We start from the raw sequence: 12868 nt of genomic DNA on the forward strand, positions 1-12868 counted from the left end.
CCAAGACCGCAGGCCAACTCGGCCGCACGATCGAGGTGCTCAGGACCACCCCGGACGTGGCCCGTCGAGTTGATGAGAGCGTCCCGCTGGTCCCGGCTCAGTCGGTACCCGGACTTCTTGGCGAGTCCATCTCTCGCTTACCGATCGATTCCCGACGACTCGGGTACTGCTGCGGACCGACCGTCGTTGACCCACAGCGGCGGGACGTGGCCCTCGCGCCCCGGGAGGCCCTGTCGGTGCCGTCCGGGAGCCTTTCAACCATTGGTCATTGCATGAGGGTTGAGTCGCCATACGGACTGGCGAAACCATCGCTCGGTCCGGAGACGGACGTACGACAGACTCCCGTGCGGGAAAACTCGGGCGTGAAGATCCCAGGCAGCTTCAACAGTGTGCTTGCGTACGTGGATTCGTGCGCAGACGACTGGGCTCGTGGCGCCCCTTGGGCCGTCTTTGCGGGGACCGTCGGAATTCTCGACTCCGTCACCTACAGCGACGATTCCGGCGACATGGTGAGTCCTCATGGCGCGTGGATGCGCACGGCCCTTCCCGCGTCTCTCATCCAATTCGATCTCCAGGTTCCATCTCCCGCGCCGCCTGGGCGTAGGGCCCAACAGCAGCTTCAGCCGGCCGTTCCCGACAATGGGGAGCACGCTCTGAGGACACTGCAATCCGGATACATGGCTCGTATGCGACTTCGGTTCCGCCGAAGCCATTTCGGCGTTACGCTGAGTATTCCCGTCCAGCAGCTTGGTAGTGGACAGCGGAATCGAGTGGTGCTCGCCGTGAAGGCTGAGCACGGCCGACCTCGGCACGGTCGGGCGGAAACGAGCCGCCGTGACGTCCCTCTTCCCTTGAACGGCGTTCCCGGCGATCACCCGTGTCCTGCACTCCGCAATCGCGGGGCCGATGACCGTCTGAGCGGATACCGCCGCCATGGCTGAGACGTCAGACGAACGCCGTGGTCGGTTCCGGGCGAAGAAGAAGGTCCGGATGACGTTCGAGATCCAGGTCCTGGACGGCCCAGAAGGAGCTCAACTGCGCCGCGAACAGGCGCGGGTGATACGGGAGGTGGTCGAATGGGTGGCCCGGCAGCGGTCAGATCCTGGATCGAGCAGCGCGCCAGAGCCGCGGAACCCCCGGTAGGCACGGCACCGCAACTGATCAGGGTGGCCTGGGTGGGCAGGACCTCCACCCGTGATCTGCAGGACCCCACGCTCTCGTTGCCGCGCCAACTGCGCCACAGCCAGATCGCCTTGCCCGAGAACGCCATGATCGTCGCGCACTTCTACGACGTGGAGTCCGGACGGATGGCCCTGGACACTCGCGGACGTGGCACCGCGCACGAACAGTTCGAGATCCCGATTCCGAGGGATGGCGGCATCCAGGACCTCCTAGAGGAGGCGGAACGTCCGGACCGCCGATTCGACGCGGTGATCTGCGAGGCGATCGACAGAATCGCACGCAACACGTACTTCAGCACCAAGATCGAATATCAGCTGGAGCAGGCCGGTCTGCCTCTGCTCGCCTCCGACGAGCCGATCGACCTCGGAGGCAATCTCAGGAAGACCAAGGCGGCCACCCAGGTCCTGACGCGACGGGTCAAGCAGGGAGTGGCCGAGTGGTACGTCACTGAGCTGCTGGAGAAGTCGTGGGCAGGCTTCGAGATGCACACCGAGCACGGCTACAACGTCGGAAAGGCGTGTTACGGGTACCGGGGGCAGCCCATCCCGCATCCCGTGCCCGCGAAGAGGGCCAAGGGCGTCAAGAAGACTCTGCTGGTAGTCCACCTGGTCGAAGGCCTGGTCGTGCAGAAGGTGTTCCAGTGGCGAGTTGTGGAGCGCCTGAGTTACGAGGCGATCGCGGATCGGCTCAGCCTGGATCTGGTGACCAACCCGCCACCGTCGCCCATCCTGGCCGATACGGCAGTCGGGCACTGGACGTACTCCAACGTCCGCGACATCCTGACCAACCCGAAGCACACCGGCCACATGGTGTGGAACCGTCGCGCCCGCAAGGGTGCGGGTCGCAACCGTCCCAACCCGGTGGAAGAGTGGGTGTGGTCCCCCGAGCCGACCCACGAGGCGCTGGTGAGTCTGGAGACGTTCGTGCAGGCCCAGCAGATCGCTGGCCATCGCGAGCGCTCGCGAACCTCCGGGGGATTGAGCCGGCATCCGCAGGCGCAGCGCAGCTACCGGCTGCGCAGCTACGTGTTCTGTGTGCAGTGCGGCCGACGCTTCTACGGCAAGCCGAGCAAAGGGGTTAGCTACTACGTCTGCGCCCCGAAAAGGGCGTACCGCCCGCCGGAGCATCCGGCGAGCATTTGGGTGCCGGAACCGGGCCTGCTCGACGGCATCAACGAATTCCTGGCCGCGCAGGTCTTCGGCGAGTACCGGTCGGATCTGCTCTCCGAGAGTCTGGACCAGCTGGACACGGACCAGCAGCGTGAACGGCGGGAGCGTGGAGTGGCGCTGCGGGCGGCGATCGAGGAGGCCGAGACCAGGAGCAAGCGCCTCATCCGGAACCTGGAACTCGTCGACGATCCTGGCCGGGAATTCGTTCGCGACATCAACGACCGGCGCGCCGAGCTGCGCGGCCAGCAGTTGGATCTGGAACGGCAGCTCGCCGGACTGGAAGCCGAAATTCAGGAAACGCCGAACCGAGGGCTTCTCTGTCAGCTGCCAGTAGTTCCGGTCGACCTCGCCGCGGTGCCCGAGACGCTCGCGCGGCGTCTCTTCGACGTGCTCCGACTTGAGATCAACTACGACCATCGGACCGAGACGGCGGCCTGTCGCGTCACGCTGACCGGTGACACGATTGCCGCAGTAGTCGCTATGGCGGACCTTCTGCCCCACTCGGGGCGAGGACGGTCCCGCACGAGCAAGGAGGAAGGCATGAGTGCGGAGAGGAACCCCTCACAGCCATCCTTCTGTGTGGCGCCCCCGGCAGGACTCGAACCTGCGGCCAAGCGCTTAGAAGGCGCCTGCTCTATCCACTGAGCTACGGGGGCCGGGTGTGGTGGCCTCGGTCGCGGTGGGCCCGGGTGCGGGCTGGTCCTTGACGTTGCCGGGGACAAGGATAGGGCTCCCGGGTCCTTGTCCTGGTTGCTTCGCCTCCGTGGCTCAATGTGGAGGTTCAGTGAAGCGGTCCTGATAATCGCAGGCAGGTACGAATCGTGCACCGATTTTGGCGTCCCGCGCATCGGGTGTTGTGCACTCGTTATGCCTGGACTATGCCTACGTCCCAGTCATCCCTTCCGTCCCTTGTGTTCCGTCGGCGCGCAGACATGCCCATATGCTTCAGAATTCCCCTAAAATTGGGCATTCTTCGCATGTGGTGACCTTGGACGTACGGCCTCAGCTGCTCGACGCACTCTCCGCCCTTCGCGACCGTGTCGCCGCCGCACGCTTCCCGCTGCCCCTGGCGGGGGCTCCACGCGCGCGTGCCAACCGCGACGAACTGCTCGCGCAACTCGACGACTACTTGGTGCCCCGACTGAGGGAACCTGAAGCGCCCTTGCTCGCCGTTGTCGGCGGGTCCACCGGGGCCGGGAAGTCGACCCTCGTCAACTCCCTTGTGGGACGCCGGGTCAGCGAGGCCGGCGTCCTGCGGCCCACGACCCGGACACCGGTCCTGGTCTGCCATCCCGAGGACCACCACTGGTTCAGCGGGATGCGCGTACTGCCCGACCTCACGCGCGTATGGGTGCCCCAACAGGAGCCCGGCCGCGACCCCGACGACGATCTGCTGCTCCCCGGCGAGGACGGGTCCCGGGTACTGCGCGTCGAGACCGCCGACAGCATGCCGCGCGGACTCGCCCTCCTGGACGCCCCCGACATCGACTCCCTCGTCGCCGACAACCGTGTCCTCGCCGCCGAACTGATCTGCGCCGCCGACATCTGGATCATGGTCACCACGGCCGCCCGGTACGCCGACGCCGTCCCCTGGCACCTCCTGCGCACCGCCAAGGACTACCAGGCCACCCTCGTCACCGTCCTCGACCGGGTGCCCCATCAGGTGGTGTCCGAGGTGTCCCGGCAGTACGGCGCCCTCCTCACCAAGTCCGGCCTCGGCGACGTACCGCGCTTCACCGTGCCCGAACTGCCCGAATCCGCCTGGGGTGGTGGGCTGCTTCCGGCCACCGCGGTGGCACCGCTGAAGGCCTGGCTCACCCAGCAGGCCCAGGACCCGGCCAGCCGCCAACAGGCCATGGCCCGTACGGCGTACGGCGTCCTCGACTCCCTCAAGTCCCGCATGCCCGAACTGGCCGGCGCCGCCGCCGCGCAGTACTCGGCCGCCCTGCGGCTCACCGCGGCCGTCGACGGGGCCTACGACAGCGAGCACGCGCGCGTACGGGGGCGGTTGCAGGCCGGTGCCGTGCTCGCCGGGGACGCGCTCAAGCGGTGGCGCGCCTTCCCGCTCGACTGCACCGCGGGCGAACTCCTCGACGCCCTCGTGGAGAGCCTCTGCGCCCTCCTGCTCTGCTCCGTCACCGCCGCCGACGAACGCGTCGACGACGCCTGGCGCCGCGAACCCGCCGCAGGGGCCCCGGAACTGACGGCCCCCGACCCGACCCAGGAGAGCGTCGAACACCGTATCGGGATGGCCGTACGGCGGTGGCGGCGCGAGCTGGAGGAGTACGCCGAGGAGGAGCTGCGCGACCTCGACCGCGGTGTCGCCCCGGACGTCGAGGCGGTCGCCGCGCTCGTCGCCACCGCGCTGCTGGGCGGCCGACGCGCCAGGTCCGCCGGTGAGGGCCTCGCCGAACGCATCGGCGCCCACGGCGCCCTGCGGCTGCGCGACCGCGGCGGACGGCTCCTCGCCGACCATCTGGACCGGGTCATGCACACCGAACGCGAGCGCCGCCTCGCCCCGCTCGACGCCCTCGACGTCCATCCGGAGCCCCAGGCCGAACTCATCGCCGCGCTGTCCGTACTTCAGAAGGAGAGGTGACCGCGGTGACCGCCGTCACTGACCAGGACCACCACGACACCTCGGGGACCGGGCCCGCGGAGCCCACCGAGCCGACCGATCCGCCGCCCCCGGCCGAAAACACGCCTCCACAGGAGGGGCTCTCCGACGACGAAGCCGGGGAGAAGGAGGAGAAGGAGAAGGAGAAGGAGGAAACGGAGGGCGATGGCGGGGCGCCCCAAAGCGACGCCTCCGACGTCCCCGGGGAGGCCTCTTCCGCCGACGGCGACGGCCACGCGCGCGTGGAGAGCGATTCCGACACCCGACCTCCTGCCATCCGTACTCCTGCCACCCGCAAGGACATCCGCAAGGACACCGGCAAGGACCCCCGAACCGAATCCGAACCCTCCGGCGCCTGGGACGACGGACTCATCGCGCGCCGTGTCTCCGAGACCGACGGCCACACGCGCGAGACGGTCGTCGAGCCCCGGATCACCGCCACCCCCCAGCCCGTGATGCCTCTGGCGTACGACGGACAGCTGCGCTCCCGGCTCGACGCGCTCCGCGAACTCGTGGGCCTGTCCCGTACCCGCCTCGACAGCAGAACCCTCGCCGAGGCCGGCCGGGTCCTCGACGAGGCGGCCGCCCGGCGCAGGCTCTCCGGACAGCACACCGTCGTCGCCATCGCCGGCGCCACCGGCAGCGGCAAGTCCCAGCTGTTCAACACCCTCGCCGGAGTACCCATCTCGGAGACCGGGGTACGCCGGCCCACCACCGCCGCGCCCATCGCGTGCAGTTGGAGCGACGGCGCCGCGACCCTCCTCGACCGCCTCGGCATCCCGGGACGGCTGCGCAGGCGCCCCCTTCAGAGCGCGGAGGCGGAGGCGCAGCTGCGCGGCCTCGTCCTCGTCGACCTGCCCGACCACGACTCGGCGGCCGTCCAGCACCGCGAACAGGTGGACCGGGTACTGGCACTGGTCGACGCGGTCATCTGGGTCGTCGACCCGGAGAAGTACGCGGACGCCGTGCTCCACGAGCGCTATCTGCGGCCCATGGCCGGCCACGCGGAGGTCATGTTCGTCGTCCTCAACCAGGTGGACCGCCTCCCCGGGGAAGCCGCCCACCAGGTCCTCGACGACCTGCGGCGCCTGCTCGACGACGACGGCATCGCCCTGGGGGAGTACGGCGAACCGGGCGCCACCGTCATGGCGCTGTCCGCGCTCACCGGGGACGGCATCGGCGAACTGCGCGAGGCGCTCGGACAGTTCGTGGGCGAACGCGGGGCCGCGGCCCGCCGGATCTCGGCCGACCTCGACGCCGCCGCCTGGGAGCTGCGGCCCGTGTACGCCACCGGACGGCGCGCCGGGCTGAGCGAACGGGCCCGGGACGAGTTCGCCGACCGGCTCGCCGACGCCGTGGGCGCCACCGCCGCAGGACAGGCCGCCGAACGCGCCTGGCTGCGCAACGCCAACCGTGCCTGCGGCACCCCGTGGCTGCGGCTGTGGCGTTGGTACCAGGACCGCCGCGAACCCTCCACCGGCCGCTTCGCCGTACGCACGCAGCCGGACGAGGAGGCCACGGCCCGTCAGCGGGTCGAGCAGGCGGTGCGTACGGTCGCGGAGCGGGCGTCGGCCGGACTGCCCGCGCCGTGGGCGCTGGCGGTGCGCGAGGCGGCCGTACGGGGCTCCCAGGGCCTGCCCGAGGCGCTGGACGAACTGGCGGCCCGCGCCGGGACGCCCTCGGGACGACCGCCCCGGCCCGGCTGGTGGCCGGTGGCCGTACTGGCGCAGGCGTCCATGACGCTCCTTCAGATCGTCGGCGGGCTGTGGCTGGTGGCCCAGATCGTCGGCGTCATGGCACCGAACCTGGGCGTGCCGGTGCTGCTGATGTCGGTGGGCATCGTCGGCGGCCCGGGCGTGGAGTGGAGCTGCAAACTGGCGGCTCGCGGCCCTGCCCGCCGGTACGGCCTGGAGGCGGAACGCCGGCTGCGGGAGGCCGCGGCAGGCTGCGGCCGGGCCCGGGTCCTGGATCCGGTGGCGGCCGAACTGCTGCGGTACCGCGAGGTGCGGGAGCAGTACGTGCGGGTGACAGGGGCTCGTGCGGTGGTGGGGTGAGAGCGGAAAACGGCAGGTCAAATGAGGTGAACCCCGGAGGAGTGAGACGAGAGAGGGAAGTGGATCACTCGGTCGGGTGACGGAGTTGTCCACAACCGGCCGGTAGTCCACAGCGCTCAGCGGGCTCGGCCCGGCGGATGCATTCTGGCTTCGCGGCGATCACGACGGACGCGATCGACGCGGGGCGGTGACCGGAGAAACACACGGTCGCCGTGCCGGAAGCAGCCGTACGGGACGGGCCCGTACGGGTATCCGCCCGGCGTGAGTGCGCCGGGACCGGGAGGGGTGGTCCGCATGAACGAGACGATGGTGTGCGTGGTGGGCAACGTGGCGACGCAGCCGGTCTACCGAGACCTGGCGTCGGGGGCGTCGGCGAGGTTCAGGGTCGCGGTGACCTCACGCTACCTGGACCGTGAGAAGAACGCGTGGACGGACGGACACACCAACTTCTTCACGGTGTGGGCGAATCGGGCGCTCGCGACGAACGTCGGGGCGTCCCTGACGCTGGGCGAACCGGTCATCGTGCAGGGCCGGTTGAAGGTGCGCACGGAGGTGCGCGACGGGCAGAGCTGGACATCGGCGGACATCGACGCCGTGGCGATCGGCCACGACCTCGCACGGGGCACATCGGCGTTCCGCCGCTCGGCCGGCCCGCTCAGGGGCGAGGCGGGGTCGCCGTCCCGTCCGGAACCCGACTGGGAGACACCGGCGGCCGACGAGGAGACCCAACAGCGGCGGGAACCGGCGGCGGTGACGTGACCTCAGGTCCGAACTGAGGCTTATCGGTGAACTGACCGGCACGCGGATGATCTTGGCGATAACGATTCCGAGTCGGATCGGTTATCCGATGACCGGACTGGGAAATGCGGTCCGCCCGCGTCCCTAGGATGCCGGGCATAGCTCAGGGGGCTCCTGATGCTGCCGGCGGGACCGCACCCCCCACGTCAACGAGCCCTGTTCGAAAGGGAATCCTGTGTTTTCTTCGTTCTCCGCGCTGTCCGGGCGCGGGCGAGCGGCGGCGGCCCGGCTCGCCGCCGCGACGATGGTGTCCGGTCTCGCCATGACCGGTGCGCTGGTCGGCGCCGGTACGGCCGTCGCCGACGGGACTCCGCAGCAGCAGGGCGGGGCGACCGCCACCATAGGCGGGCTGAAGACGTACGGCGCGGCCGTCGTCCACGGGGACGACGGGGACGAGCAGATCTCCGCGGGCCTGTTCGAGATGTCCGTCGACAACGGCGGCACGCTCCAGACGTACTGCGTCGACCTGCACAACCCGACGCAGAAGGACGCCAAGTACCAGGAGACCTCCTGGAGCGGCACCTCCCTGGGCGGCAACAAGGACGCGGGCCGGATCCGCTGGATCCTTCAGAACTCCTACCCGCAGGTGAACGACCTCGCGGCGCTGGCCGACCGGGCGGGCGCGGCAGGCCTCACCGAGCAGGACGCGGCGGCGGGCACCCAGGTGGCCATCTGGCGCTACTCGGACGGCGCGGACGTGGACGCCGTGGATCCGGCGGCCGAGAAGCTCGCGGACTACCTGGAGAAGAGCGCGGAGAACCTCGCGGAGCCCGAGGCCTCGCTCACCCTCGACCCGCCCGCGGTCTCCGGCCACCCCGGCGAGCGGCTCGGACCGGTCACCGTGCACACCGACGCGGACAGCGTCACGGTGATACCGCCCGCCGACGCGGCGACGAGCGGGGTGCGGGTCGTCGACCAGGACGGCAGGGCGGTCACGTCCGCGGTCGACGGCGGCCAGGTCTTCTTCCAGGTGCCCGAGGACGCGCCGGACGGTTCGGCCGCCCTGAGCGTCCAGGCCTCGACCAGCGTCCCGGTCGGCCGTGCCTTCACCTCCGACAGCAGAAGCCAGACCCAGATCCTCGCCGGCTCCAGCGAGTCCACGGTCTCCGCGACGGCGACCGCGAACTGGGCGGCGACGGGTCCGGTCCCCGCGCTGTCGGCACAGAAGAACTGCGCCGAGAACGGTGTGGACATCACGGCCGCCAACAAAGGCGACGAGGCGTTCACCTTCCAGCTCATGGGCTTCGAGCACACCATCGAGGCCGGGGAGTCGCGCACGGTGACGATCCCCCTCCAGGAGGACCAGCCGTACGACTTCACGATCCAGGGACCGAACGCCTTCGAGCAGCGCTTCACGGGCGTCCTCGACTGCGAGACCCAGGGCGCGGCGACCGGCGACTCGGTCCAGACGCTCAGCGAACCGAGCCCGGCCCTGGCGGGCGACGACACCACCGCCGGGGGCGTGAACCTGGCAGAGACCGGCGGCTCCAGCGCGACACCGATGATCGCGGGCATGGCGATCGTCCTGCTGGTGATCGGCGGCGGAGTGGTCCTCCTCGTAGGCAAGAAGGAGCAGCACGGAACAGGCGCCAAGGAGTGAGCGCGAGCGACACCGCACCTTGACAACTCCACAGTGTGTGACCGACCGGTGACCCACTGATTCCAGCGGCCCCGGCCCGCCCTCCAGGCGTCCGGGGCCGCTGACGTACTCGTTTCCCCGCAGGGGTGGCGGTACGGCAAGATGGGGTGTAACCCACCACTGCCAGATTTCAAGCTGCCGGACGGTTTCTCTTGGCTGAGTTCATTTACACCATGCGCAAGACGCGTAAGGCGCACGGCGACAAGGTCATCCTTGACGACGTGACGCTGAGCTTCCTGCCCGGCGCGAAGATCGGTGTGGTCGGCCCGAACGGTGCCGGTAAGTCCACCGTTCTCAAGATCATGGCGGGCCTGGAGCAGCCGTCGAACGGCGACGCCTTCCTGTCGCCCGGCTACACGGTCGGCATGCTCCTCCAGGAGCCGCCCCTCGACGAGTCCAAGACCGTCCTCCAGAACGTCCAGGACGGCGCCGCCGAGATCATGGGCAAGCTCAGGCGCTTCAACGAGGTCGCCGAACTCATGGCGACCGACTACTCGGACGCGCTCCTCGACGAGATGGGCAAGCTCCAGGAGGACCTGGACCACGCCAACGCGTGGGACCTGGACACCCAGCTGGAGCAGGCCATGGACGCCCTGGGCTGCCCGCCCGGCGACTGGCCCGTCACCAACCTCTCCGGCGGTGAGCGCCGCCGCGTGGCGCTCTGCAAGCTGCTCCTGGAGGCTCCCGACCTGCTGCTCCTCGACGAGCCCACCAACCACCTGGACGCCGAGTCCGTGCAGTGGCTGGAGCAGCACCTCGCCAAGTACCCCGGCACCGTCGTCGCCGTGACCCACGACAGGTACTTCCTGGACAACGTGGCCGGCTGGATCCTGGAGCTCGACCGCGGCCGCGCCATCGGCTACGAGGGCAACTACTCCACGTACCTGGAGAGCAAGGCCTCCCGTCTCAAGGTCGAGGGCCAGAAGGACGCCAAGCGTGCGAAGCGTCTGAAGGAAGAGCTCGAGTGGGTGCGGTCCAACGCCAAGGGGCGTCAGGTCAAGTCCAAGGCCCGTCTCGCCCGTTACGAGGAGATGGCCGCCGAGGCGGACAAGATGCGGAAGCTGGACTTCGACGAGATCCAGATCCCGCCGGGCCCGCGCCTGGGCGCGATCGTCGTCGAGGTCACCAACCTCACCAAGGCCTTCGGTGAGAAGGTCCTGATCGACGACCTGTCGTTCACGCTGCCGCGCAACGGCATCGTCGGCGTCATCGGCCCGAACGGCGCAGGCAAGACGACCCTGTTCAAGATGATCCAGGGCTTCGAGACCCCGGACTCCGGTTCGATCAAGGTCGGCGAGACCGTCAAGATCTCGTACGTCGACCAGAGCCGCGAGAACATCGACCCGAAGAAGACCCTGTGGGCCGTCGTCTCGGACGAGCTGGACTACATCAACGTCGGCCAGGTCGAGATGCCGTCCCGCGCGTACGTCTCGGCGTTCGGCTTCAAGGGCCCGGACCAGCAGAAGCCGGCCGGCGTCCTCTCCGGTGGTGAGCGCAACCGCCTCAACCTCGCGCTCACTCTCAAGCAGGGCGGCAACCTGCTGCTCCTCGACGAGCCGACGAACGACCTCGACGTCGAGACCCTGTCCTCGCTGGAGAACGCGCTGCTCGAGTTCCCGGGTGCCGCGGTGGTCGTCTCCCACGACCGGTGGTTCCTGGACCGGGTGGCGACGCACATCCTCGCCTACGAGGGCGAGTCCAAGTGGTTCTGGTTCGAGGGCAACTTCGAGTCCTACGAGAAGAACAAGATCGAGCGGCTCGGCGCCGACGCCGCCCGCCCGCACCGCGCCACCTACAAGAAGCTGACCCGGGGCTGATCTTGCGGCACATCTACCGCTGCCCGCTGCGCTGGGCGGACATGGACGCGTACGGCCACGTCAACAACGTGGTCTTCCTCCGCTATCTGGAGGAAGCCCGTATCGACTTCCTGTTCCGCCCGGACAAGGATTTCCAGCAGGGGTCGGTGGTGGCACGCCACGAGATCGACTACAAACGGCAGTTGGTCCACCGGCACACGCCCGTGGACATCGAGCTGTGGGTCACGGACATAAAGGCGGCGTCCTTCACACTCACCTGTGAGGTCAAGGACCCGGACCAGGTGTACGTCCGGGCCTCGACGGTCGTCGTGCCGTTCGACTTCGCGACCCAGCGCCCGCGCCGCATCACCTCCGAGGAGCGGGAGTTCCTGGAGGAGTACCTGCACGCGGACGACGAGGATGACGACGAAGAGGGCGGGGCCGTCGCCGCATGACGGTCCTGCACCTCGCCGACGAGGGAGAGGCGGCCGACCTCGCCGCCTTCCTCGGCCGGCTGCTGCACTACGACCGTGGAGCGGCGGTGCGCCTCCAGGCGCACGGCACCGCGCTCGCCGTGTTCGGGCGGCCCCCGTCCTTCGAGGTCCTCGCGATCCGGGCGGCCCGCCTCGCCAAGCCGTACGAGAACGGCCTGGACGCCGCCCTCGACGTCACGGTGTCGGCCGGTGAACTCCTGGAGTCGGTGGACGAGTCCGCCGCCACCCTCACCGTCCCCGCCGCGGTGACCGGCCCGCCGTGGGCCGGCGTACTGCCCCCGCGCGGCGGCTGGCGACCTGAGCCGGGCCTGCCCGCACCGGACGCGCTGCGGGCGATGGTCGCCGCGGCGGTCGCCGAATTCCGGTCCCGTACGGGGGAGTTGGCGCCCGAGCTGCGTACCCGCCCCGAACTCGACCGGATCGGGCGGGAGATCTGGACCCGGACGGTCGGCGACACCCACCTGCCGGTACGGGCCGTCCACGCGGCCCAGTCCCTGGGCTTCCTGCGACCGGAGTCCTCCGGTGACACACCGCTCGCGCTCGTCGCCTCCGGGGCCTGGCTGCGGCTGCGCACCCCGTACGGGTCGATCGCCGTACGCAGGGCGGGGCTCGGGGCACTGGACGTCACCGTCCGCTGAGCCCCTGGCCCGCTGGTCAGCCCTCCGTGTTCACCATCGAGGCCGCCGCGTACGTCAGGTAGTTCCACAGCGTCCGCTCGTGCTCCTCGGAGAGGCCGAGTTCCTCGACGGCGACCCGCATGTGCTTCAGCCACGCGTCGTGCGCGGCCCGGTCGACGGCGAAGGGGGCGTGACGCATCCGGAGCCGGGGGTGGCCGCGGTTCTCGCTGTACGTCGTGGGGCCGCCCCAGTACTGGATCAGGAACAGCGTGAACCGCTCCTCGGCCGGGCCCAGGTCCTCCTCCGGATACATGGGCCGCAGCAGCGGGTCCTCGGCGACACCCTCGTAGAACCGGTGCACAAGGCGCCGGAAGGTCTCCTCGCCGCCGACCTGCTCGTAGAAGGTCTGCTCCTGAAGCGTGCCGCGCGGAATCTCTTTCACCTCACCATGGTCTCAGACGGGGGGACCCAGGACTCAAGGCCTAGGACCACCCCAAGCGCC

Annotated in this window: 9 protein-coding genes, 1 tRNA gene and 1 pseudogene; 9 read left to right on the forward strand and 2 right to left on the reverse strand. The window is 69.6% G+C overall.

From position 1 onward, the window contains the following. Positions 1–933: 933 nt before the first annotated feature. Both OG787_RS32755 and OG787_RS32760 read left to right on the forward strand, forming a co-directional pair. Entirely contained in the window at positions 934–1143 is a 210-nt protein-coding gene (locus tag OG787_RS32755) for a hypothetical protein (protein WP_405537603.1), read from the forward strand. Positions 1144–1664: 521 nt separating this feature from the next. Next, positions 1665–2063: pseudogene (locus tag OG787_RS32760) on the forward strand (recombinase family protein); the annotation flags it as partial. 868 nt (positions 2064–2931) lie between these two features. Here the strand turns inward: OG787_RS32760 and OG787_RS32765 are convergent. Continuing rightward, positions 2932–3007 (reverse strand) — tRNA-Arg (locus OG787_RS32765). Between the two features lie 323 nt (positions 3008–3330). On the opposite strand from OG787_RS32765, the gene OG787_RS32770 reads away from it, so the two are divergent. The 7 genes from OG787_RS32770 (at position 3331) to OG787_RS32800 (ending at position 12387) form a co-directional block, all read left to right on the forward strand. Beyond that, a complete protein-coding gene (locus tag OG787_RS32770; protein ID WP_369033301.1) occupies positions 3331–4950 on the forward strand; it encodes a dynamin family protein in 1620 nt (539 codons plus the stop codon). 5 nt (positions 4951–4955) lie between these two features. Continuing rightward, the gene (locus OG787_RS32775; protein ID WP_405537604.1) at positions 4956–7022 is read left to right on the forward strand and encodes a GTPase; all 2067 of its coding nucleotides are present in this window, start codon (positions 4956–4958) and stop codon (positions 7020–7022) included. Between the two features lie 294 nt (positions 7023–7316). Beyond that, entirely contained in the window at positions 7317–7781 is a 465-nt protein-coding gene (locus tag OG787_RS32780) for a single-stranded DNA-binding protein (RefSeq protein ID WP_405537605.1), read from the forward strand. 214 nt (positions 7782–7995) lie between these two features. After that, complete coding sequence (locus OG787_RS32785) at positions 7996–9420, forward strand: Cys-Gln thioester bond-forming surface protein (RefSeq protein ID WP_369033298.1); 1425 nt, start codon at positions 7996–7998, stop codon at positions 9418–9420. 191 nt (positions 9421–9611) lie between these two features. Further along, positions 9612–11276, forward strand: coding sequence for an energy-dependent translational throttle protein EttA (gene ettA, locus OG787_RS32790; RefSeq protein WP_405537606.1), 1665 nt, complete (start codon positions 9612–9614; stop codon positions 11274–11276). Between the two features lie 2 nt (positions 11277–11278). Beyond that, positions 11279–11710 (forward strand): acyl-CoA thioesterase, encoded by a 432-nt coding sequence (locus OG787_RS32795; RefSeq protein WP_369033297.1) that lies wholly within the window; start codon positions 11279–11281, stop codon positions 11708–11710. Then, on the forward strand, positions 11707–12387 hold the full coding sequence (locus OG787_RS32800) for a hypothetical protein (protein WP_369033296.1): 681 nt from the start codon (positions 11707–11709) through the stop codon (positions 12385–12387). The genes OG787_RS32795 and OG787_RS32800 overlap by 4 nt, the downstream gene beginning before the upstream one ends. 16 nt (positions 12388–12403) lie before the next feature. Here the strand turns inward: OG787_RS32800 and OG787_RS32805 are convergent, their stop codons facing one another. Next, complete coding sequence (locus tag OG787_RS32805; protein ID WP_369033295.1) at positions 12404–12808, reverse strand: globin; 405 nt, start codon at positions 12806–12808, stop codon at positions 12404–12406. Positions 12809–12868 lie beyond the last annotated feature (60 nt).

This window comes from Streptomyces sp. NBC_00075 (assembly GCF_045041225.1).
Classification (GTDB): Bacteria; Actinomycetota; Actinomycetes; order Streptomycetales; family Streptomycetaceae; genus Streptomyces; species Streptomyces adonidis.

Bases quoted from the DNA above. Each gene is read 5' to 3' on its own strand.
- OG787_RS32755 (WP_405537603.1), top strand. From the start codon at position 934: ATGGCTGAGACGTCAGACGAACGCCGTGGTCGGTTCCGGGCGAAGAAG.
- OG787_RS32780 (WP_405537605.1), top strand. From the start codon at position 7,317: ATGAACGAGACGATGGTGTGCGTGGTGGGCAACGTGGCGACGCAGCCG.
- OG787_RS32800 (WP_369033296.1), top strand. From the start codon at position 11,707: ATGACGGTCCTGCACCTCGCCGACGAGGGAGAGGCGGCCGACCTCGCC.